The organism is Terribacillus sp. AE2B 122 (assembly GCF_902497585.1).
GTDB lineage: Bacteria > Bacillota > Bacilli > Bacillales > Amphibacillaceae > Terribacillus > Terribacillus saccharophilus_A.
In genome coordinates, this window is the sequence record NZ_LR700942.1 from 154,124 (window position 1) to 177,673 (window position 23,550).

Below are 23,550 nucleotides of genomic sequence, written 5' to 3' on the forward strand. Positions count from 1 at the left end.
ATCACAAAGTGAATACAGTTACAATTAAAAACACCACAATTGGAGAAGGTACTCCAAAAATTATTGTTCCATTAGTAGCGACTAAAGAGGAACAAATACTTAAAGAAGTTGAAACGGTAAAATTCTCGAAGCCGGATATTGTTGAATGGCGAGTAGATTGCTATGAGCATGTCGAAAGCTTAGAAGCTGTTTCAAATATGATTACAAAACTTAGAAACGTTTTGCCAGATACACTTCTTCTTTTCACTTTTAGAAGTTTTAAAGAAGGTGGTAATAAAGAAATTTCAGATCGTTATTATTTTGAATTGCTGCATACAGCTATTCAAACGAAGCAGATAGATCTTGTTGATGTTGAATTGTTTTTTGCAGAATCCGAAGTCAAAGCAACAGTAAAGCTAGCGAAGGAAAATGGTGTTTATGTCATCATGTGTAATCATGATTTCCATAAGACTCCACCTAAAGAAGAAATAATTTATCGTCTTCGCAAAATGCAAGAGTTTGGTGCTGACATACCGAAAATTGCTGTTATGCCCCAAAGTGCAGAGGATGTTCTAGTATTATTAGAGGCTACAAATACAATGAAAACAATCTATGCGGATCGACCGTTTATTACCATGTCTATGTCTGGTACAGGCCTAGTTAGCCGCTTAGCAGGTTCAGTATTTGGTTCAGCTTGTACATTTGGTGCCGGCATAGAAGCATCTGCACCAGGTCAAATTCCTGTTGACCAATTAAGAAATGTATTAGAAGTAATTAGTTAATGTCAGTTGGTATGGCTATTCTTACTCATTTTAATGCGAAGTAAGGTTATTTATTAGAATGATATTTATATAGAAAATTCAATAAGGGAGATTTTAACATGGAAAACTTTGAAAATAACTTAGAGAAAATTGATGGAAAAACAAAATTAGTTGGATTACTTGCTACACCAATCGGACACAGTTTGTCACCAAGAATGCATAATTTAGGATATACATTAAAGGGTTTAAATTACGCATACCTAGCATTTGAAGTGGGCAATGAAACACTGGAAAAAGCTGTAGAAGGAATGAAAGCTCTCGATGTGGCAGGTTTTAACGTATCGATGCCAAATAAAATGGAAGTCATTCAATATTTAGATGAATTAGATGAGAGTGCTAAATATATTGGAGCTGTCAATACAGTCGTCAATAGAGATGGCAAATTAATTGGTTATAACACGGATGGAAAAGGCTATGTTAACAACCTTAAAGAACATGGAATTGATTTACAAGGGAAAAAGGTAACCCTTGTAGGATCAGGTGGAGCAGCAACACCAATCGCAATCGAATTGGCTCTTGCTGGAATTTCTGAAATTAGTATTTTTGCTCGCAATGACCAATATTTCCACCAAGCTGAATTGAATGTTGAGAAAATCAACAATGACATGAAGGATTATGATGTAAAAGCAAACATTTTTCCATTAGAGGATAAAGAGGCATTTAGTCGTGAAGTAGCAGAAAGTGCAATACTAGCAAATGGGACAAGTCTAGGGATGAAACCTTTAGATCATTTAAGTATACTGGATGATAAATTAGATGTTTTGCGTAAAGGTTTAGTTGTAACAGACGTTGTTTATAATCCAGCAAAATCTAAGTTGTTAACCCAGGCAGAAGAAGCTGGTGCAACAATCATCAATGGTTTGGGTATGATGTTAGGACAAGGTGCATTAGGATTTAAGCTATTTACTGGAGAAGAAATGCCAAAAGAAGAAATTAAAAAAATTATGTTTGAATAAATGTTACTATTAAGTACTAGTAAATAAAATTATAGTGGAGATAATACCATTAAATAAGATTGCTTTTTCGTTTTATAATGTGAATTGTATAGTTCACATCTAAGTAATGAATGAAGGATCGGGCTAAGAAAAACAGGAGATCACTCCATGTTTTTCTTAGTTTTTTTTGAGGATTCTTATCTTGATGATATTGGATACCTTTTTTTTACTGTATTTTTCTATGGGGAGAACAATAGCAGTAGCAGGATGTTTTACATTGCGGGGGGAAACTAATGAAATATCAATACTTTATATCGGCATTTGGGATGTATATTAATTACTTTCTATTAGGTATGGTAAATATTATCCTGGCTTCAAATATGTCTTCATTAACAAATCAATTGGATACGGATGCTACAGGTGTCAGTTATTTGATTGCAGCAATAGGTATAGGAAGATTGATAAGCTACAGCATAGCAGGGGCATTGTCAGATAAGTTCGGCAGGAAACCTTTAATTATTGTTTCCGCAATTGCGATGGTCGTCTTTTTGATAGGAATCCCCTTTTCACCTAGTTATGAGATAGCAATTGTGTTAGCGATATTTGCGGGTATTTCAAATTCAGCTATGGATGCTGGTACATATCCAGCTCTCACTGAGATGTTTCCGAAATCTGCTAGCTCAGCAAGTGTCATGATAAAAGGGTTTGTATCGCTAGGTGCTACAATTCTGCCATTTATCATCTTATTTCTATCCGAAAATAATTTATTTTATGGATTTTCCTTTTTTGTACCAGCAGCTATTTACATTGTAAATATGATTTTTTTATTTTTTGCTATTCCTAAGACTCAAGCTGGACAACCAGGGCTGGAAGACAATTCTCAAGTAAGCCAATTCTTAACTGAACCCGAATTTTGGAAAGAAGGGATTGCTCTTATTATTATAGGTTTTACATCAACCGCATTATTAACGGTTTCACAAATTTGGTTACCAAGCTATGGACAAGAAGTTGCTGGGATGTCTGCATCGAATTCGGTTGAGTTGCTGAGCTATTATAGTATCGGCTCGCTTATTTCCGTTCTCTTATTATCTATTCTGTTGAAAAAGATTCTTAAGCCTGTAACGGTGATTTTACTTTATCCAATCATTACTTTGATCGCTGTCACTGTTATTCTTTGCTTCCATACCCCGCTTGTTTTAAGTATAACGTGCTTTTTCCTGGGATTTTCGACAGCAGGAATCTTACAGCTGGCTATTTCAATGATGACGCAGCTTTTCTGGAAGAAGAAGGGAGCTGTTACAGGGTTTGTTTCCACTGCCTCTAGTATAGCAAGTGTTGTTTTACCTATAGCAACTGGACTAATAGCTAAAAAAGGTGATATGGAACATATATTTATTTTTGATAGTGTAGTGGCAACCATTGGAATTGTCTCTGCAGCTTTTCTATACTATCGTTATCAAAAGCTGACTAAACCGCAGCTGAGAAACCAACATGTTAGATAAGTAAAAATGCTTCGAGGCTTTGAATTAGCTCGAAGTTTTTTTGATTTAAATAATTGTAATGATAAATGGCAATGTCAAGATTGCAAAAGAAGTCTCTACTACATACCGAAGAAGATTACTGAAAAATAGAGACTGTTTTACACGTTTTTTTAAACATTTACCCCTGTTTTCTATATATCCCTAATTCCCATCCTTTTGGTAAAATGATAAATGTAATCGCTTACATTAGAGCTGGGGGGATTGAACATGAAAAGAAAATCGCTTCTGTTAGTTTTTGGAATGATTCTGGTTTTATTGCTTGCTGCTTGTAGCAGTGAGGGAAGCAGTTCTGGTTCAGATGATGGTAAGGTGAAGCTGCGAATTGCTTGGTGGGGCGATCAGCCGCGAAATGATTATACGACGAAAGTTATTGAGATGTATGAGGAACAAAATCCTAATGTACAGATAGATGCAGAGTATGCGAGCTGGGATGATTATTGGCAGAAGCTTTCTCCTCAAGCGGCAGCAAATGAATTGCCGGATATCGTACAAATGGACGTTTCCTATCTGGCTCAATATGCGCAAGGAAATAAATTAGCTGATTTGACTCCATTTTTAGGGGAACAAATCGACACGAGCAATATGACAGAAGATTACGTAAATGGCGGAAAAATAGATGACGGTATCTATGGAATGAACACGGGAGTAAATGCGGTTGGATTCCATTACAATCCGGAGTTATTGGAAGAACTAGGTCTTGGAAGTGAAATTCCGGAAGACTGGACATGGGACGATTATAAGACCATGTCTGATAAAACTGTTGCGCAAGGCGCTTTTTTCGATACACATCTAAGACCTGATGTATTTTTCGATTATTACCTTCGCAGCCAAGGCTCTCGTCTTTATGCGGAGGATGGCAGTGGCTTGGGTTATGATGATGATAAATTATTCGTGGATTACTGGAGTATGATCGCAGAGCAAGTGGAAAAAGGAGCAACTCCAACGCCAGATGCTCTTGCTCAAATAACGGGGATTGAAGATGATCCGGTTGTAAAAGGAGAGGCAATAGGGATTTTTCAATGGTCCAATCAGTTCGTAGGATTGAAGCAAGTAGCTGAGAAGCCGCTTGAGATTGCGCCAATGCCGGGCCCTGGAACGTCTGATGGACTTTATTTGAAGCCAGGTATGTTCTTCTCTGTGTCACAAAACTCCGAACAAAAAGAAGCTGCTGCTGACTTCTTGGATTTCTTTATGAACGATGTAGAAGCGAATAAATTGATTCTCGGCGACCGTGGTGTGCCAGGGTCTTCTGAAGTAAAAGAAGCATTGAAAGATGAAGTTTCTGAAGCACAGAAGCAAGTCTTTGAATATGTGGAATGGGCTGAATTAAACAGTTCTCCAATGGGAGCTCCAGATCCAGCTGGTGCCGGAGAGGTCATTGAATTATTAGAAACATTAGCGGAACAAATCAGTTATGGTCAGCTTGCTCCTGAAGAAGCTGCCGAAAGTTTCAGAACGCAAGCAGAAGGCATGCTTGGACAATAGGAGAAAAGGTGATCAAGACGGCAGCTGAGCAGCTGTCGTTTTGATTACATCTGCAAAAGGAGAGGAGTAACGTCATTGAGCTCACGTCTTAGAAGCAATTTGTGGGGATATCTTTTCATTGGACCATTCATAATCGGCTTTTTAGCCTTTACGATCACACCAATGCTAGCTTCCCTGTATTTCTCATTTACAGAGTACGGTTTATTTGATGCCCCAAAATGGATCGGCTTTGAGAACTATATAAAAATGTTCACAGAAGACCCTCGCTATATTAATTCATTAAAAGTTACCATTATCTACGTATTCGCTGGCGTCCCATTGCGGCTCGCTTTCGCCTTGCTGGTGGCCATGCTGCTGAATGTTGGATCACGAGCTGTCGGCTGGTACCGGACGCTTTATTATTTGCCTTCCCTTATCGGCGGAAGTGTTGCCGTTGCTATTATGTGGCGGAATATCTTTGGTGATGATGGAATCGTGAATATAGCGCTTAAGAGTATGGGGATTGATTCGGTTCGTTGGTTTGGTGAACCAACAGCGGCACTATGGATGCTGATTTTCCTTTCCATCTGGCAGTTTGGTTCATCGATGCTGATCTTCCTGGCTGGTTTAAAATCCATTCCGTCAAGCTTTTATGAAGCAGCCAGTGTGGATGGAGCGAACTTCTTCCAGAAATTCTTCCGCATCACATTGCCTATGCTAAGTCCGGTTTTATTGTTCAACATCATCATGCAGACAATTTCTGCTTTTATGACCTTTGTACCTGCCTTCATCATTTCCAAAGGAACTGGTGGTCCATTGGATGGTACACTTCTTTATTCTCTGTACTTGTTCAAGCAAGGGTTTGAGTACTTCAATATGGGCTACGCGTCAGCTATGGCTTGGGTCATGCTGCTTATTGTAGCCGTTTTGACAGGAATCATCTTCTTGACGTCCAAGTATTGGGTGCATTATGAGTCGGAGGGGAAGTAGAATGACTAAAAAACGACCTCGATATTTTCTCTACCATATTCTAGTCGGAGGCTTTGCCATCCTGTTGCTTTACCCGGTAATATGGCTGTTTGTCAGCTCTTTCAAAGAGAGCGGCGATATTTTCATTACCGCTGGATCGCTTATTCCAAATCCCTTTACGTTACTGAATTACGCGCAAGGGTGGGAAGGGTTTGGCGGATACGGTTTTGGTACGTTCATTAAAAATACGCTTGTTTTTGTTATCTGGATGCTGCTTGGTCACTTGATTTCGTGTTCGCTGATTGCATTTGGCTTTGCCAGACTGAAGTTCGTTGGCCGAGGGTTTTGGTTCATGATCATGCTCGTGACACTGATGCTGCCTTATGAAGTCGTCATGATTCCGCAGTACATCATCTTCTCTGAGCTTGGCTGGCTGAATTCCCTGAAACCGTTAGTTGTACCGGCATTCTTTGGACACCCATTCTTCATCTTCTTGCTCGTTCAATTCATCCGAACCATCCCGAGGGAGCTGGATGAGGCAGCGACAATTGATGGGGCAAATACATTCCAAATCTTCTACAAGGTGATCCTGCCGCTTATTGTTCCTGCTTTGGCAACAACAGCGATTTTCACTTTCTATTGGACGTGGGATAACTTGCTTGGACCGGTGCTCTATTTGAACAGTCCGGAGAAATATACTGTCTCGATGGCATTGAACATGTTCTTGAGTAATGAAACTGTCTCAAACTGGGGAGCGATGTTCGCCATGTCGATTGTGACACTCGTACCAGTGTTCGTTATCTTCTTCATCTTCCAGCGCTATGTGGTGGAAGGTATCAGCACGACTGGTCTAAAAGGATAGAGAGGGGGAGCTTTTATGGCTGCTATTAATAAAGGACTGGAATGGATTACGAGAATGGCATGTTTAAATATTCTCTGGCTCGTTTTCTTACTGCCGGGTCTGGTGGTATTCGGGGTTTTCCCTGCTACCACTGCCCTGCTGCATGTGATGCACCAATGGCTGCAAGGAAAAACAGACATTCCTATTTTTCAGACCTTTTTACAAACGTATAAGAAGGAGTTCGTGAACAGTAACAAGCTGGGATATATCTACGTGCTGTTAGGATATATCCTTTATCTTGACTTCCTCTTCCTAACGTCTGCTGCGAACGCCGCTTTGTACTTCACGATTCCGTACCTCATTGTCACATCTATTGCTTTTTCTGCAAGTTTATATGCATTCCCGATGCTTGTGCATTATGATATGAAGCCGTTTCAAATCGTAAAGCGTTCTTTCTTTATTATGATGCTAAATCCGAGCCAAACCTTTGTTATGCTCGTTGGAACGATCGGAGTAGGTTCGATTTTATGGTATTTTCAAGGGTTGGCGTTGTTTTTCAGCTTCAGCATTGTTGCATTGATCGTTATGATGCCAGCTGCTAAAGCATTCGAAAGAACAGAAAAGAAATCCTCAAAACTCCTAGGTAAGGAAATCAAATCGATCCCAGCGAACTAAGATCAAACTAATGGGAGGTTGCGCTATGAAAAAGTATGTACTTGTGGGAACAGGCGGCCGGGCAGAGTTTTATTACGGAGCAATGGTGAAGGATTTTAAGGATACATGTAACCTAGCCGCTTTTTGTGACATAAACGAAACAAGGATGGCTTATGCCAATCAGCTGCTTGAGGAAAGGTATCAGCATCCTGCTATACCAGCATATCCTGCAGCAGATTTTGAAAGGATGATTCAGCAAGAAAAGCCGGATATTGTCATTGTCACTACCATTGATCGAACGCATCATACGTATATTATCAGGGCTTTGGAGCTTGGATGTGATGTGATCACGGAGAAACCAATGACAACGGATGAAAACAGGTGTCAGGAAATCTTGGATGCTATTGAGCGGACAGGAAGAGAAGTTCGTGTGACATTCAACTACCGATACGCCCCGCATAATACAAAGATCAAAGAATTGATAAGCTCGGGTGTCATCGGAAAAGTAAACTCGGTACATTTTGAATGGGCGCTTGATACGACGCACGGTGCTGACTATTTCCGGCGATGGCATCGGGATAAACGAAATAGCGGCGGCCTGCTAGTTCATAAGTCCACACACCATTTTGATTTGGTGAACTTCTGGCTGGATACGACTCCACAGCGTGTGTATGCAACAGGAAATCTGCTTTTCTACGGGAGGGAAAATGCCGAACAAAGAGGGGAAACGAAGTTCTATCAGCGTGCTTATCAAAGCGAACAGGCAAAAAGTGATCCATTCTCCCTTGATTTGGAAAGCAATGAACACTTGAAACGCATGTACTTAGATGCTGAGATAGAAGATGGCTATCAAAGGGATCAAAGTGTTTTTGGAGATGGAATAAGTATTGAGGATACTTTAGGGGTGCTGGTGAACTATAAAAGTAAAGCAATCCTGACATACAGCTTGAATACCTACTTGCCATGGGAAGGTTTTATCGTCTCCTTTAATGGAACGAAAGGAAGAATCGATGCGCGCATTGTAGAAAAGTCTTATGTGAATTCGGGAGGTAGTAAGGCTGAGGAAGGGCAGCTGGAACAATTATCGATTCTGGTAAGTCCTATGTTCGACGTACCTTATGAGGTACAGGTAGAAAATGGAATAGGAGGACATGGCGGAGGCGATACGCTGCTGCTGCAAGATTTATTCGGTAATCCCAAGCCAGACCCATTCAACCGTGCAGCTACCCACATAGACGGAGCAATGTCCATCATGACTGGCATCGCAGGTAACCACTCCTTGAAGTCAGGAAATGCAGTCAACATAGACGATTTAATAAATCTATAAAAACCGTTTGCTTGAATGGAGGATATGTTGGTGAAGAAAACGGCCATCATTTCTGGCGGAGCATCTGGAATAGGAAAAGCTGCGGCCCTTAAGCTTGCAGATGCTGGATTCCGGGTTTGTCTGCTGGATGTGAATGATACGAAATTGAAAGAAGTCAAAGAGGAGATGGAAGAAAAGAATTACAAGGTAATGACCATCCCTTGTGATATGTCACAATACGACCAAGTTGAGACGTCCGTAAAAAAAATGATGGAACAGTGGGGCGGGGTCGATGTGGTATTCGCCAATGCCGGAATAGTTGGCCAAGTGTCGTCGATCGAGTCGATGAGCGTTGACAATTGGAATCAAGTTCTCAGCATCAATTTGAACGGGACATTCTTCCTCGTGAAAGCAGCTATTCCCCATTTGAAACGACAAGGCGGAAGCATCATTATTACCAGTTCTATCAGCGGAAACAGAGTCTTTTCTCAAGCTGGTTTCACAGCATATTCCAGTTCAAAGGCAGCACAGGCAGCATTCGCCAAAATGGCCGCATTGGAGCTGGCAAAATACCATATCCGTGTAAATGTTATCTGTCCTGGCGGAATAGAAACAAATTTCAAAGAGTCGATAAAACGATCTCCTGATTTGGACGAAATCAAAATACCTGTAGAATTTCCTGAAGGAAGCAAACCTTTGGATAATCGCTCAGGTAAGCCTGAAGAAGTGGGGGATCTTGTTAAATTTTTGGCTTCAGATGAGTCCAGACATATTACGGGTACGGAAATATTTATAGACGGAGCGGAATCCTTATTGATCGGATAAGAGTTTTTTTATGAACAAACACCATGAACTCAGTCATGGTGTTTGTCTGGTATTCAGAGGTCATTATTAAAGGAGAATAGTCGAATGATCATAGATGCTCACCAGCATTTCTGGCGCAAAAAACATGAAAAAGTGGATCATGGTCCTGGAAGCAGAAGTCGTTCTTATTTACCTGATCACTTAAAGCCTATCCTGCATGAACGAAGTATAAACAAAACAATCGCTGTGCAAGCTTCACCCACCTTAGAAGAGAATGAGTTTTTATTGCATATAGCTCAAACGAGAAAAGAAGTAATCGGAGTTGTAGGCTGGGTTGAATTGGACGATCCCCATGCTATACAAACGTTGGCTGCTTATAAAGAAGATTCTCATTTTGTGGGAATCCGGCCAATGATTCAAGATTTGCCTTCGGAGTGGCTATTAAAGCGTACGGTTCTTCATAATATGAACAAATTAGCGGATGAGGGTTTTCCGATTGATTTACAGGCCAACCCAAGACACTTACCTGTAATCCATGAGCTGTTAGAAAAAATGCCTCATATTCACTGTGTAATTGATCATATAGCGAAACCGCCAATAGACACTGGACAAATGGAACCATGGGCCAGTCATATGCGAAAAATTGCGGAATACCCTAATATCATGTGTAAAGTTTCTGGTCTTGTTCCTGAAAAAGTCGGTGCCAGCTGGACAACTAAGAGCATCACTCCTTATGTCGAACTCGTTTTAGATGCCTTTGGTCCAAAACGGATCTTGTTCGGCAGTGATTGGCCAGTATGCTTAAAGTCTAGTTCTTACGCAGATGTCATCCAGCTGTTTGAGGATACAGTGACAAGTCATTTGTCTGAGAGTGAGAGAGAAGATGTTTATCAAAATAACGCAAAGCGTTTTTATCGATTAGAAGATAGGCTATGAAGAAATATAGAGGATATTATTTCGATTGTAGAGAACTAGAATGATGAGGAAGCTAAAAGCAAGAGAGGGAGTGCCAGCATGAGAAAACTCAAAAGCTTATTTTCTAATCTAAAGATGAAATATAAGTTGTTTTGTTTACTCTTCCTCATCTTAGTTTCTTTTAGTATAGGTGGATTAGTCCTCTTACAATATGCCCTCGTCGCGTACAATGATGAAATTCATCGTCAGTCCGCGCAGTCATTGAAGGTATCGTCTGCTTTGATTGAAAACGAGATCGAAAAAATGAAAGGGTTTTCATATAGATTATCAACTGATCCTTATCTTCAATCTTATCTATACAATTTAAAAGAAACGGACGATGATTACGAGGCATATCTAATTGGAGTTACTATTAAAAAGAGGCTTGTGGACTTAGGTGCCTTCGAAGATTCGATAGATTCCATTCAGCTGTATGATACAACAGATCGAGGCTATAGTGCAGGAAATAGAGTCATTTCAATCGCAAACGAGCGACTGCTTCAGTATAAACAAGGGACAAATAAAAAAGATGGAGGAGCTGAATGGTTTGCGCCTGATGAGCAGGATGGATCGTTTGTTGTGGCTCGGGAAGTAAATGCGTATCCGGATCTTTCTTTCGAGAGATTGGGTATGATCGTTGTGCGATTTGATATGCAGGATATTGTCTCATCTTTTGAGAATAGCCTGGATGAAAGAGAGATGCAGCTGCTAATCTCAGATTCTAATGGGGAAATTATCTTCCCGCAGGAAACGACGAAGAAGGACTCCTTCCTAATGGCCAGTGTGCAAGGAAACGATGGATATCAGCTGGTAAATTATGATGCTGACAGATATTTCGTGACCTATTCTTCTGCTGCATATACAAACTGGACTTATATGATAACTTCTCCCTACAGCCAATTATTCCAAGCAGTTAACTTAGTGAAAAGTACCGTATTGACGATTTATCTTCTGTTATTTGTGATGTTACTGTTTCTTGGCATTCGTTTTATTAAAGGAATCACAAATCCGATCGAGGCATTGAATAGGAAGATGAAAAGAGTGCAAAAAGGGGAGGTCGAGGACTTTAAGGTGGAGAGTCACGTAAGGTTCTCCAAGGATGAAGCAGGGCAAATGCATGAAAACTTCAATAAAATGATGAATCAGATCCATTCACTGATTGAAGAAAATTATAAGAAACAGCTGGTCATTAAAGACGCTGAATTCAAAACACTCCAAGCACAAATTAATCCTCATTTTCTATATAACACATTGGAATCAATAAATTGGTCGGCAAGACTTGGTAAACATCAGGAAACGTCACGTATGGCAACGTCACTTGGTTTTATTTTACGGTCGTCGCTGGAAACGAAAGAAGCCTTAATTCCGCTCGCTGACGAACTGGAGATTGTGAACCACTATATCACAATTCAATCTTATCGTTTTCAAGAACGATTAAGCTTTCATACTGATATTCCTGATTACCTTCTTTCTTGTAAGGTTCCTAAGTTCAGTCTTCAGCCTTTGGTGGAAAATGCAATAAGATACGGCCTGCAGGAAATTATCGGTGTATGTACGATAAGAATTGAAGCTGTACAAGAAGGAGTAAATACGTTTATTTCCATAACGGATGACGGACCAGGAATGGAAAAAGAGGTTATTAATAAACTAGTGAGCGGAGATTATCGTCCAAAAGGTACAGGCTTGGGCATCAGAAATATAGATAATCGGTTAAGAATCTTGTTCGGACCGGCATACGGAATTCACGTGATGAGTGAACCAGACGTGGGAACGAAAATCATACTGAAGATTCCTTATGAAGGAGGAAGTGATAGTGTTCAAAGTGCTGCTGGTAGATGATGAGCCGATGCTTCTGGAAGGAATATCTTCTATTGTAGAATGGGAGCAGCAGGGAACTGTTTTACATGGTATCGCCAAAAATGGGCTGGAGGCTTTGGACTTTATTAAAGAACATAATCCAGATATCGTGATTACCGACATCACCATGCCAGGTCTGGATGGGATGGGATTGATTGAACAAGGAAGAAAAGTCTCTCCTCTGATCAGATGGATACTTCTTTCTGGATATAACGAATTTGAATATGCTCAAAAAGCGATGCGGTTTGGAGTGAAGCATTATTTGCTAAAACCTTCGAGTGAAGAAGATATTCATGAAGCTTTAGAGGAAGTCGTCCAAGAACTGGCGGAAGAGAATAAAGAGAAAAGTATAGGCATCCACAAGGAAACATCCACAAATTACTCCGCAGTCGTTAACAAGATAATAGATAGTATAAAAGAGAATATCGAGAATCCGGATTTGTCATTGCAATGGATAGCTAATGAAGTCTTATATATGAACACTGATTACTTAGGGAAGTTATTCAAGAAAGAAGTAGGAGAGAAATTCTCTGCTTATGTATTGAGATGCAAGATTGATAAAGCAGTAGAAATCATGGCGAAGCAGAGGGATATTAAGGTTTTTGAACTAGCAGAGCAATTAGGGTATGGAAATAACCCGCAATACTTCAGTCAAATCTTTAAGAAAAGTAAAGGATGCAGCCCCACTGATTGGATAAAAAACAGGTGAACAGGCTGGTATTTTAAGGAGGTATTTATATGGTTCAAAAATGGATTTTTATCGGAGACAGCATCACCGAATGCGGAAGATTTGAAGATCCTCAAGACATAGGCGTTGGATATGTAAAAATGATTCAGGAGGAGTTAGCGCAGAAAAAAGATGCAGAAATCCTCAACAAGGGAGTGGGAGGCAACCGTATCACCGATCTAGCTGCTAGATGGGAACAAGATGTGCTCTCATTAAAGCCTGACTTAGTATCTATTTCAATTGGAATCAACGATGTTTGGAGGCAGCTCGATCAGCCTCAAATAGAACAGGTGTATCCGGATGAATTCAGAGAAGTCTTAGATAAGCTCCTGGCTGAAACAAAACACACGGGTGCGGATATTTTCCTTATGGAGCCGACTATTATTGAGGAAAATAATGATTCAAAGGGAAATCAAATGTTAGTTCCGTATGTAGACATTGTCAGGGAGTTGGCCGCAAAGTATGATGCGACTCTCGTCCCGACACATACAGTCTTCTTGCAAACAAAGAAAAAGGATTTGACAACAGACGGTGTTCATATGACCGATGCCGGTAATAAACTGATGGCTGATACGTGGCTGGAAGCATATTTTACGGCAGAACGTAAGTGATTTAATCTTTCCGATAGCAAGAAATATTGTGAGCAAGCAGATAAATAGATGTATTTTACACATATGACCAAGTCTTCCACTAATACAATGACATGAAAGCGGGCTATTTTCATACGCTGTATGTGGGGTGATAACATGGCAAGAGTACAATACAATAGTTCAGACATTGACTTGATGGCAAGGATGATGCGAGCAGAAGCCGAAGGGGAAGGGCAGCTAGGGATGCTGTTTGTGGGGAATGTCATTGTGAATCGAGCTGTAGCCGACTGTTTAGATTTTGCAGATGTAAGATCAATTAATGACGTCATCTTCCAGATCCAGGGTGGGAATTATTCATTTGAAGCTGTTCAAAAAGGAAATGTTTTTTATCAGAGAGCACGTGAACAGGAAAGAAGATTGGCAGAAAGGAATTTGAAGTCTTGGAGACAACAACCTTCTTCGTATGCACTTTGGTATTTTAATCCGTATGCACCATGCCCTCCGACGTGGTATGGCCAGCCGTTTGCAGGTCAGTTTAAAGATCATTGCTTTTACGAGCCGCAAGCTGGAACGTGTGATAGTGTTTATATGGGATGAGATGAAAATGAAACAGGGAAGCGCCTTTTATAAGGTGTTTCCCTGTTTTTATTTTGTTTATCTAATTCACTATCATAGTAATACAATAGTTTGTGGTAAGATTATCCTATTAGGTATATAATTCGTGGACTGAAAAGAGGCTGAATAAATTTTGCTGCAGAAGTTGTTTGGTAAAAGAGCTAAATCGCAGAAACCAAATGTAAAACCGGAAAAGTCTAAAACTGAACCAAAAGCAAAGAAACCTATGATAACTTCGACAAGAATTGGAGAACTTGGGGAGTACAAAATCAACATCCAGCTTGATCAATTACCTAAGGATAGCAGGTATCTAAGTGATATTTTACTTCCTAATCCTCGAGCTAAATCAGGATTTTCTCAAATTGATCACCTCATTTTAACATCTCGGGCCATATTCGTAGTTGAAACAAAGAATTACGCAGGTACAATTTATGGTGAGCGAAATAGAGATAAATGGAGTGTGAATGGAAAGTTTCCGATGATGAATCCTTTTCATCAAAATTTTGGACATATTAAAGCATTAAAATCAATTCTGTTAGAAGTGGACGAATCGAATTTCGTTTCCATTGTCTCGTTCACAAGAAGATGTACGTTTAAGGTGAATGAAGAATTGAGAAAAATTCAATCGAATGATCTCATTGTTTATGATACGGAATTATCGGAGTACATAAGCAGAAAGATGAATGTGTTAAGAGTTCAGGACAAATCCCCTATATTCTCTGATGAAGATATTTTACGTATGCATCGTAAAATAAGTGAAATTAACATTACAGATCCAAAGATAAGGGCAGAACATATTGACTCTTTAAAACGGAAACATAATAAGGAAGCTACCGTACAGTCTGAAACCGAGGCCAAATGTTTCACTTGCAATGTCGCAGTATCTAAGAAGGTAGAGGCCTACTGCAAGGCCAATCATAATCGATTTAGCGGGAAGGTTTATTGTTTTGTGCATCAAAGAGAATAAGTAAAAAGAAACATGGAATGAATTTTATTCTAAACTAAATTGTTGTTCTCAAACCCTTTTCGGATAATTCCTGAAAGGGCTTTTTATATCGAAACTAACATAATTATACCAATTTATTAGATTTTTATAGTACAATATTCACATACATAAAACGGGAAACTGGTGATAATATGCAGAGTAATTTTTCTTTCTTAAAAGAGAAGTGGGAAGTTTTAGCTGACTTAGGTGCTTCTGCGGAATTTAATGTGTATCGTGATCCTCATACGACGGTAATGAAGCTTCGTCTTTTTGCAGAAACGCTAGCAAAATTAGTAGTGGCTTCTGAAAATATACAGGAACCATTTAAAACAAATCAGATTGATAGGCTGCAGTTACTTCGAAGAGAAGGCGTCTTAGAATCTGAGCTGTATGACATGTTTGATATGATCCGCCGTAAAGGGAATAAGGCTGTGCATGAAGCGGGATATCAGGATACGGAAGAAAGTAATGTGTTATTAAAGCTATCTTTCAGACTAGCAACATGGTTTATGGAAGTGTATGGTGATTGGGGCTTCGTGGCACCTGAGTATCAGGAACCGCAACAGCAAATGCCTAATGCCGAAAACACAAACGAAGTAACCGATGAACTGTTAGATAAATTAGTCCAGGAAGAACTAAATAAGATTCTCCAGTCAAGTGAAGTTGCCAGCGACTTACGAAACCAACGGAAGAAGCGTTCCAGACAGTTCCTTCGTAACCACTCCCTTTCTGAAGCAGAAACAAGGGTTATAATCGATGAGAAGCTGCGTCATGTTGGCTGGGAAGCTGATACGGAAAAATTGAACTATTATAAGCATGGTACGATGCCAGAGAAAAACAAAAATAAAGCAATTGCGGAATGGAAAGTTGCCGGTGGTCGCGTCGATTATGCCTTGTTTATCGGACTTAAAATGGTAGGCGTAATAGAAGCGAAAGCAAAGCATAAAGCTATATCCAGCGTGTTAGAAAGTCAAACAAAAGTGTACGCCAAAAATATAGTGCAAGTTGCTGATGAAATAATCATCCAACCTGAGAAAGAATACAAAGTTCCCTTCTTGTACGCGACCAATGGGAGAAAGTATTTGCAGCAATTGCAAGATGAGTCGGGAATTTGGTTCTGGGATGCTCGTAAACCGAACGAGTATGCGCGTCCACTTGAGGGCTGGCATTCTCCAGAAGATCTTCAAATGCTGCTTGATCAAAATGATAACCAAGCCGATGAAGAACTTGAAGCAGAAGATATCTCCAAATTCGGGCTGCGTCCATATCAGCAGAAAGCTGTACGCAGTGTAGAAAAAGGTCTTATGGAAAATCAGCGAAGAATGTTAGTAGCCATGGCTACTGGAACTGGTAAGACTAGAACGGCTATCGCATTGATGTATCGGCTGATTAAGACGAAAAAATGCCGACGAATTCTTTTCCTTGTCGATCGAAATTCACTTGGAAAACAAACGGAAGATGCACTGAAGGATACAAAGATTGAGGGATTATCATTCTCTGACATATACGACGTGAAATCATTAGAAGATATGACACCTGAAGTAGCGACAAAGGTTCAAATTGCCACTGTCCAGGGGATGGTTAGACGCCTGTTCTACAAAGATGCAGAAGAAATGCCGAGTGTTGGTCAATATGATTTCATCATTGTGGACGAAGCCCACCGCGGCTATACAAGTGATCGGGAAATGTCTGAAGATGAACTAAAGTTCAAAGATCAAGACGATTATATCAGCCAGTACCGCCGCGTGATTGATTACTTTGATGCAGCATGTCTTGGCTTAACTGCTACACCCGCTCTTCATACTACATCTATTTTCGGAATGCCAATATATAAGTACTCCTATAGCGAGGCAGTATTAGAAGGGTATCTCGTCGACCACGAGCCGCCGTATCTGTTTGAAACAGAATTATCGAAAGCTGGTATTACGTTTGAAAAAGATGAAGAAGTGTCTGTGTATAATGAAGACGAAGAAGAAGTAATCCTGGAAAAAATGGAAGACACCGTCCATTTTGATGTAGAACAGTTTAATAAGCGTGTTATAACAGAACCGTTTAATAAAGCAATATTGGACAAGCTGGTTAATTATATCGATCCAGAAAGTAAAGAAAAGACGCTGATCTTCGCAGCGACTGATCAGCATGCAGATCTTATCGTTAGGTTATTAAAACAGGCGTTTAAGGAACGCGGCGATGAAGTAGAAGATGGATATATTATGAAGATAACAGGTTACATCTACAAGCCGCTGGAAGCAATCAAGCGATTTAAAAACGAACGTACTCCAAGTATCGTCGTAACAGTAGATTTACTTACAACAGGTATTGATGTTCCTGCAATCACTAATCTGGTGTTCTTAAGAAGAGTACAGTCGCGTATTCTGTATGATCAAATGCTTGGCAGGGCGACTCGTCTTTGTACTGAAATTGGCAAGACACATTTCAATATCTTTGATGCTGTAGGTATTTATGAAAAGCTGCAAAGCTATACAGAAATGAAACCAGTCGTAAAACAACAGCATGAAACAATAGGAGATCTATATCATTCCCTTGTACAGGCGCAGTCAGAAGAAGAAGAGCATTTCTTCCGGGAACAATTGGTAGCCAAGCTGCAGCGAAGAAAAATGAAGCTAGATGAAGAAGGTAGGCAGAAGTTTGAAGAATTGTCAAATGGAAAGCCACTAGACGATTGGGTACAAGAAGTACATCAATACACGTCAGATCAAGCCAAAACTCATAATATCCTTTTTGAATACGTCGAACAATATCACACAACCGGTGAAAAACGGTATATTTCCATGACAGAGGATACGGTCACCAATGTGACCCGCGGTTATGGAGAAGGCAATGCTCGGCCGGAGGATTATTTGGATGGATTTGTTCAGTTTATCCGAGAGAATATCAATACTATCCCTGCTTTGCAACTTGTTTGTACACGGCCACGGGATCTCACAAGACAGGATCTTCGCGAGCTTAGTACAATCCTAGAGACAAAAGGGTTCCGGCAATCGCACCTGCAAACAGCATGGAAGCAAACGAAAAACGAAGAGATTGCCGCTGACATTATTAGCTTTATCCGTCAAGCTGCTTTGGGAGAAGCCCTAGTCGACCAAGAAGTACGGATTAAAAATGCGATGCAAAAAGTGTATAGCATGGAAGACTGGACCCCAAGACAAAAGAAATGGCTTGATCGGATTGAGAAGCAATTACTTCAATTCCCTGTACTAGCACCAACACCAGAAGCCGCATTTTCAGAAGATCCGTTCAATTCTTCAGGTGGCTATAATCGATTGAAGAAAGAATTTGGCGAACAAATTGATGCAGTGGTACATGTGATTAATGACAACTTATACATCAGTTGAAGAATTTGGTCTCTTTATAGGGGCTTTTTCTTCGTTTATACTAGAACGATAACTGTTTTGGAGGAATATAAGAATGAACAACCAAGAAATCGTACAAAAGCTTTGGAATTTGTGTAACGTTCTGCGTGATGACGGGATTACATATCAGCAGTATGTTACCGAGTTAACATATATCTTGTTTTTGAAAATGATGAAAGAACAGCAAGCAGAATCTGTACTTCCGGAAGGTTATCGTTGGGATGACTTGACTGCTAAAGAAGGCATAGAGCTAAAGACATTCTATCAGCGTTTACTTGTAGAGCTAGGTAGCAGCGAAAATGATCAGCTTCGTTCTGTGTACACAGATTCCTCTACTAGTATCGAAGAACCGAAAAACCTGGAAAAAATAATTAAATCAATCGATGCATTGGATTGGTATAACGCCAAAGAAGAAGGCCTTGGTAACTTATATGAAGGATTGTTAGAAAAGAACGCAAGTGAAACAAAATCAGGTGCTGGTCAGTACTTCACACCGCGAATTTTGATTGATGTCATGGTTCAACTGATGGACCCCAAAGTCGGCGAACGCTGTATTGACCCAGCTGCAGGTACATTTGGATTTATGATATCAGCAGATCAATATTTGAAGAATAAAACTGACGATTATTTTGATTTGGATCCGCAACAAGCTGAGTTTCAGAAAAAAGAAGCTTTCAACGGTATGGAGCTCGTAAAAGGTACGCATCGCTTGGCGCTTATGAATGCTTTGCTTCACAACATCGAAGGTCGTCTTGAAATTGGAGACTCGCTTTCCAGTAACGGAAAATGGATGAAGAACTTTGATGTCATTCTAACCAACCCGCCGTTCGGAACTAAAAAGGGCGGAGAACGTGTATCGCGCGATGACTTAACGTTTGAAACATCCAATAAACAGCTAAATTTCTTGCAGCTTATATACAATGCATTGAAAGATGACGGAAATGCCCGTGCAGCCGTTGTATTGCCGGATAACGTATTATTTGAAAGTGGAGTGGGAGCCCAAATTCGCCGTGATTTGATGGATAAATGCAATTTGCATACTATCCTACGTTTACCTACAGGTATTTTCTACGCCCAAGGTGTAAAAACTAATGTGTTGTTCTTTACAAGAGAAAAAACGGATAAGGACAGCACAAAAGATGTTTGGGTATATGACATGCGTACTAACATGCCTTCATTTGGTAAACGTAATCAGCTGACAATGGCTCACTTTGAAGATTTTATGAAGGCTTATGTTGCTGAAAATCGTGCAATAATTCAAGATGAGCGCTGGAATAAGTTTTCGCGGGAAGAGATATCGAAGAAGAATAATAGTTTAGATATTGGCCTGATTGCAGATAATTCATTATCTGCTTATGATAACTTGCCAGATCCAGTTGAATCTGCGGAAGAGGCAATTGATAACCTTCAACAAGCAATGGAGTTATTGCGTGAAGTTGTGAATGAGTTAAAGGAAACTGAAAATGTTAAGGTGAATAGTTAATGGCTAAGAAACAGAAATCTATTGATAAATTAATTGAAGAAGCCCTTGTCCCTAGGGCAGAGCAACCTTTTGAAGTTCCTGAAAATTGGAAATGGGTAAGGGTTAAAGCAGTTTTAGAAGATATGATATCGTCTAATCCACTACATATTGATAATAAGTATTTTCAATATATTGACGTAGATGCGGTTGATAATTCCAAACAGGAAATAAAACAGGTTAAAAAACTTAGAATAGAGGATGCGCCAAGTAGAGCAAGGAGAAAAGTTAAGAGCAATGACGTAATAATATCAATGGTAAGACCTTATTTGAAAAATATTGCAAAGATAAAGGGTGATGTGGAAGGAGTGATAGCTTCTACTGCGTTTTATGTTTGTTCTCCTAAGAATGGATTGTTAACAGATTACCTCTATTACTATCTTTGTTCAGCGATAGCAACAAAGTATCTAATTAGTAAAACAAGAGGTGATAACTCGCCATCAGTAAAAAATACTGACTTTGAAAGTATGCCCTTTCCACTTCCGCCTATAGAGGAACAAAAAAGAATTGTAAAAAAAGTTGAACTTCTTTTAAGTAAAATTGACGAAGCAAAGCAGTTGATTGAGAAAGCAAAAGAATCCTTTGAATTGCGCCGAGCTTCTATCTTAAACAAATCTATTAGAGGCTTTTATACTAAAGACTTTAGAGAAGAGTCTGTCAGAAAGAATGAGGTTTTAAAAGCTGATAAGTTCACTGAAAAATTATTAGAACCCCCTTTTCAATTACCTATAGGTTGGGTTTGGGTGAAATTAGAGGATATATTAAAAGAGAAAAAAAGCCTTTCATATGGTATCTTGAAACCTGGAGAAATGGATACCAAGGGAATACCTATGATTAGAGTGATGGACATAGGAAAAGGAAAATATAATGAAACAGAATTATTTAAGGTATCAAAGGAATTAAATAATGAATATAAAAGGACGCAAACCGAGGAAGGAGATATACTATTAGCCATAATGGCTACTATTGGAAGAGCAGTTGTTGTTGATAAAGACCATAAAAATATGAATGTAAATAGAGCGATTGCAGTAATAAAAATTCGAAATGATGTAAATTCAAAGTTTATATGTAATGTTATATTATCTCCATATTTTCAGAAAGTTTTTGTCGAAAATAAGATAGGTTCTGCTCAATCAAGAATTAATTTGAGTGATCTAAGAAAATTTTTAATCCCTTTACCACCTCTTAAAGAACAAGAGAAAATTGTAGAAGCAATTGAGGGACTTAACGAAGGAGAAAATAAGCTAGATAACTTGATTGACAAATTAAGGCAGCTAGACAATTTAAAACAATCTATAATGTACAAAGCATTTAGAGGCGAACTAGGTACAAGCAACTCATCGGATTTTCCTCCCGTTAATTTACTGTAATCTAACGATAATATGGGTAAATCTAAAGGAATACTCTGTAAGCTAACTGTTTTTGATTTATATTTTCATTAAAAGTATTATAAAGGAGGAAATGATAATTGAACATTCAAGGATTTAGAAATGCTATAGACACTTTAAAGTTATACCATAGAATAAATAATAATGATTTTGATTTTCACAGTGCACCAAGTAGAAAAACTAATCATATTGATAATTTATATGTTGATTTGTTACCTAATAATGGCCTTTATAGTCAAATGAGCTCTGATAGAACAACATTTATTGTAGGTAGAAGGGGCACTGGTAAATCTACTATTATTGCTTATTCACAAAGTCAAATCCATCAAGCAAAAGAAGATTTAACAGTTTATATTAATGCTAAGGCGGTACATGAGCTGTCAAAGGTAGAAAATATAGGTGTTGATTTTAGTGATTTGAATGGAGTTCTAGAAACAGCTGACATACGAAGATTGCTTTTAATTAGAAATTTCTTATTAGAATTTAAAGAGAGCATTACAGAAGAGTTAAAGAAGGAAACAAACGGTTTTTTTGAAAAATTTAATAATTATTTTCGTGATAAAAAGTTACAAGCTGCTTTAGAGAAGTTAGATAATGTTGTGGAGAACCCGGAGTTGATTAACATTAGCAAGGCCATAGATCAGAACACAGTGACGAAAGAAACTAATGAATCTATAGCCGAAATTAAAGCTGCTTTACAAAATATTAACGCTAGAATTAATAGTAAGAATAGTGATAGCTTAGAAGTTAGTGCATCAAATATTTTAGCTAGATACTTCAATTTAAAAGACCTAGTAAGTACGATTAAGGAAATCTTAGAAATATGTAAAAGAAGGAGGTTATTTATATTCGTAGATGATTTCTCCGAACTTAACAAGATAGATATGATTTCTTTTGTTGATGCTATAGTTAGTCCCCTTTATCACCTTGGTAAAGAGCATATTAACTTAAAGATAGCTGCTTATCCTAATAGAATTTATTTTGGTGATTTAGATTCCGGGAAATACGACCTTATTTCAATTGATATGTTTGATATTTATCGGAAGGACAATACTGTGAGCACTGAAAAGGGAGCTATAAGTTATACTCAAAGAATAATTGAAAACAGAATTAGATATTTTTGTGAGTCAACGGTTGAAGAATATTTTGATACTAAGTCATTGAAAATGGAAGACTATTACAAGTTACTATTTCAAAGTTCGATGAATGTAGTTAGAACTTTAGGTCATATATTGTATACATGTTGGTTAACACATATTTCTCAAGGAAAGAAAATTAATAGATTTGCAATTGAACAAGCAAGCGAAAAATATTATATTGACCATACAAGTAGCTATTTTAGTAAGCATAAATTCTCTAAAGGTATTTTTGATGATAAGATAGATATCCATGTTCAGGAAAATTTGTTGAAGTCGCTAATACTCACAGCGCAAGAGAATAAATATAAACTAAAGAATCTGGAAAACTCTTATTTTACTGATTTAGTAGCTGTGCCTACAAGTCATTTCATGGCAAATCCAGATTTAGATAACGTGTTAGCTTCTCTAGAGTTTAATGGTTTTCTGCATAAAATAAATGAGATTGCTGCTAAAGGACGAACATCCGGAAGTTCTAAAAATACGACAAATCATTTGTATGCTTTTGATTTTGGTCTCTGTGTATATGAGAAAGTAATATATGGTAAGCCTGATAATAAAGATTCTAAATTTTATCAACAAAGAGCTTTTGATTATACTTCATTTATTTTTAATTGTTTACGTGAAAACAAACAAATTATCTGTACTAATTGTGGAACAAAATATCCTATTGAAGAACTTGAACTTTTTGAAAGATTTAGAATGAAATGTATGGGGTGTGAGGATGGTAAGTGTCAAGTTCAGTACGATGAAGAGCTTGTCAAAATTGCGAAAAGAGAATCTGAAACAGCAATTTGGACCAGAGATGAGATAGAGATATTACAAACAATCCATTTATTAAACAACCAAAATCTCTCAATGAAAATAACAGCTAATATGGTAGCGGAAGAAATTGATAGAACCAGTTCATTTGTAGCTTGGAGATGTAGAGATCTCGCGCAAGCTGGGTATGTAAAAAGAAATGAAGCAAAACCTAAACCATTCACTTATGAATTACATATGCAAACAATCACTAAACTTGAGGAAAAGGGCGTGATTGGAAGGGCACAATTTAATAATTAAATATGTTAATTCAAACCTTTTTTGTGATT

The 23,550-nt window shown here is 38.6% G+C and carries 19 protein-coding genes; all 19 read left to right on the plus strand.

All coding sequences use genetic code 11. The annotated features are described in order from the left end of the window. Positions 1-8 precede the first annotated feature (8 nt). The 19 genes from aroD to AE2B122_RS00880 all read left to right on the plus strand — a co-directional run bounded on the left by aroD (position 9) and on the right by AE2B122_RS00880 (position 23,521). A complete protein-coding gene (aroD, locus tag AE2B122_RS00790; RefSeq protein ID WP_175072834.1) occupies positions 9-761 on the plus strand; it encodes a type I 3-dehydroquinate dehydratase in 753 nt (250 codons plus the stop codon). A gap of 98 nt (positions 762-859) precedes the next feature. Further along, positions 860-1,756 (plus strand): quinate/shikimate dehydrogenase, encoded by an 897-nt coding sequence (locus AE2B122_RS00795; RefSeq protein ID WP_095272509.1) that lies wholly within the window; start codon positions 860-862, stop codon positions 1,754-1,756. 272 nt (positions 1,757-2,028) lie between these two features. Then, positions 2,029-3,237, plus strand: a complete 1,209-nt coding sequence (locus tag AE2B122_RS00800) for an MFS transporter (protein WP_175072835.1) — start codon at positions 2,029-2,031, stop codon at positions 3,235-3,237. Positions 3,238-3,483: 246 nt separating this feature from the next. Next, positions 3,484-4,761 carry an ABC transporter substrate-binding protein gene (locus AE2B122_RS00805; protein WP_175072836.1) on the plus strand — a complete coding sequence of 426 codons (1,278 nt, stop codon included), beginning with the start codon at positions 3,484-3,486 and terminating at the stop codon, positions 4,759-4,761. A 75-nt stretch (positions 4,762-4,836) separates the two neighbouring features. Further along, entirely contained in the window at positions 4,837-5,730 is an 894-nt protein-coding gene (locus AE2B122_RS00810) for a carbohydrate ABC transporter permease (protein WP_175072837.1), read from the plus strand. 1 nt (position 5,731) lies between these two features. After that, positions 5,732-6,571 (plus strand): carbohydrate ABC transporter permease, encoded by an 840-nt coding sequence (locus tag AE2B122_RS00815; protein WP_095220281.1) that lies wholly within the window; start codon positions 5,732-5,734, stop codon positions 6,569-6,571. Between the two features lie 15 nt (positions 6,572-6,586). Then, complete coding sequence (locus tag AE2B122_RS00820) at positions 6,587-7,225, plus strand: YesL family protein (protein WP_175072838.1); 639 nt, start codon at positions 6,587-6,589, stop codon at positions 7,223-7,225. A gap of 25 nt (positions 7,226-7,250) precedes the next feature. Next, positions 7,251-8,531 carry a Gfo/Idh/MocA family protein gene (locus tag AE2B122_RS00825; protein WP_175072839.1) on the plus strand — a complete coding sequence of 427 codons (1,281 nt, stop codon included), beginning with the start codon at positions 7,251-7,253 and terminating at the stop codon, positions 8,529-8,531. 24 nt (positions 8,532-8,555) lie between these two features. After that, positions 8,556-9,335: a 3-oxoacyl-ACP reductase FabG gene (fabG, locus tag AE2B122_RS00830; RefSeq protein ID WP_175072840.1), complete on the plus strand. Its 780-nt coding sequence runs from the start codon at positions 8,556-8,558 to the stop codon at positions 9,333-9,335. Between the two features lie 84 nt (positions 9,336-9,419). After that, complete coding sequence (locus AE2B122_RS00835; RefSeq protein ID WP_175072841.1) at positions 9,420-10,250, plus strand: amidohydrolase; 831 nt, start codon at positions 9,420-9,422, stop codon at positions 10,248-10,250. Positions 10,251-10,328: 78 nt separating this feature from the next. Further along, complete coding sequence (locus tag AE2B122_RS00840) at positions 10,329-12,107, plus strand: sensor histidine kinase (protein ID WP_175072842.1); 1,779 nt, start codon at positions 10,329-10,331, stop codon at positions 12,105-12,107. Then, the gene (locus AE2B122_RS00845) at positions 12,082-12,834 is read left to right on the plus strand and encodes a response regulator (RefSeq protein WP_175072843.1); all 753 of its coding nucleotides are present in this window, start codon (positions 12,082-12,084) and stop codon (positions 12,832-12,834) included. The genes AE2B122_RS00840 and AE2B122_RS00845 overlap by 26 nt, the downstream gene beginning before the upstream one ends. A gap of 29 nt (positions 12,835-12,863) precedes the next feature. Continuing rightward, entirely contained in the window at positions 12,864-13,463 is a 600-nt protein-coding gene (locus tag AE2B122_RS00850) for an SGNH/GDSL hydrolase family protein (RefSeq protein WP_175072844.1), read from the plus strand. Between the two features lie 135 nt (positions 13,464-13,598). Then, positions 13,599-14,039 carry a cell wall hydrolase gene (locus AE2B122_RS00855; protein ID WP_095220290.1) on the plus strand — a complete coding sequence of 147 codons (441 nt, stop codon included), beginning with the start codon at positions 13,599-13,601 and terminating at the stop codon, positions 14,037-14,039. A gap of 151 nt (positions 14,040-14,190) precedes the next feature. Beyond that, complete coding sequence (locus AE2B122_RS00860; protein ID WP_254593387.1) at positions 14,191-15,024, plus strand: nuclease-related domain-containing protein; 834 nt, start codon at positions 14,191-14,193, stop codon at positions 15,022-15,024. A gap of 170 nt (positions 15,025-15,194) precedes the next feature. Then, positions 15,195-18,398: a type I restriction-modification system endonuclease gene (hsdR, locus tag AE2B122_RS00865; protein WP_175072845.1), complete on the plus strand. Its 3,204-nt coding sequence runs from the start codon at positions 15,195-15,197 to the stop codon at positions 18,396-18,398. A 73-nt stretch (positions 18,399-18,471) separates the two neighbouring features. Continuing rightward, complete coding sequence (locus tag AE2B122_RS00870) at positions 18,472-19,899, plus strand: N-6 DNA methylase (protein WP_175072846.1); 1,428 nt, start codon at positions 18,472-18,474, stop codon at positions 19,897-19,899. After that, entirely contained in the window at positions 19,899-21,305 is a 1,407-nt protein-coding gene (locus AE2B122_RS00875) for a restriction endonuclease subunit S (protein ID WP_175072847.1), read from the plus strand. Before AE2B122_RS00870 ends, AE2B122_RS00875 begins: the two co-directional genes overlap by 1 nt. A 98-nt stretch (positions 21,306-21,403) precedes the next feature. Continuing rightward, entirely contained in the window at positions 21,404-23,521 is a 2,118-nt protein-coding gene (locus AE2B122_RS00880; RefSeq protein WP_175072848.1) for a hypothetical protein, read from the plus strand. Positions 23,522-23,550: the final 29 nt, after the last annotated feature.

Bases quoted from the DNA above. Each gene is read 5' to 3' on its own strand.
- AE2B122_RS00795 (WP_095272509.1), top strand. From the start codon at position 860: ATGGAAAACTTTGAAAATAACTTAGAGAAAATTGATGGAAAAACAAAA.
- AE2B122_RS00800 (WP_175072835.1), top strand. From the start codon at position 2,029: ATGAAATATCAATACTTTATATCGGCATTTGGGATGTATATTAATTAC.
- AE2B122_RS00805 (WP_175072836.1), top strand. From the start codon at position 3,484: ATGAAAAGAAAATCGCTTCTGTTAGTTTTTGGAATGATTCTGGTTTTA.
- AE2B122_RS00815 (WP_095220281.1), top strand. From the start codon at position 5,732: ATGACTAAAAAACGACCTCGATATTTTCTCTACCATATTCTAGTCGGA.
- AE2B122_RS00820 (WP_175072838.1), top strand. From the start codon at position 6,587: ATGGCTGCTATTAATAAAGGACTGGAATGGATTACGAGAATGGCATGT.
- AE2B122_RS00825 (WP_175072839.1), top strand. From the start codon at position 7,251: ATGAAAAAGTATGTACTTGTGGGAACAGGCGGCCGGGCAGAGTTTTAT.
- fabG (WP_175072840.1), top strand. From the start codon at position 8,556: ATGTTGGTGAAGAAAACGGCCATCATTTCTGGCGGAGCATCTGGAATA.
- AE2B122_RS00835 (WP_175072841.1), top strand. From the start codon at position 9,420: ATGATCATAGATGCTCACCAGCATTTCTGGCGCAAAAAACATGAAAAA.
- AE2B122_RS00840 (WP_175072842.1), top strand. From the start codon at position 10,329: ATGAGAAAACTCAAAAGCTTATTTTCTAATCTAAAGATGAAATATAAG.
- AE2B122_RS00850 (WP_175072844.1), top strand. From the start codon at position 12,864: ATGGTTCAAAAATGGATTTTTATCGGAGACAGCATCACCGAATGCGGA.
- AE2B122_RS00855 (WP_095220290.1), top strand. From the start codon at position 13,599: ATGGCAAGAGTACAATACAATAGTTCAGACATTGACTTGATGGCAAGG.
- hsdR (WP_175072845.1), top strand. From the start codon at position 15,195: ATGCAGAGTAATTTTTCTTTCTTAAAAGAGAAGTGGGAAGTTTTAGCT.
- AE2B122_RS00870 (WP_175072846.1), top strand. From the start codon at position 18,472: ATGAACAACCAAGAAATCGTACAAAAGCTTTGGAATTTGTGTAACGTT.
- AE2B122_RS00875 (WP_175072847.1), top strand. From the start codon at position 19,899: ATGGCTAAGAAACAGAAATCTATTGATAAATTAATTGAAGAAGCCCTT.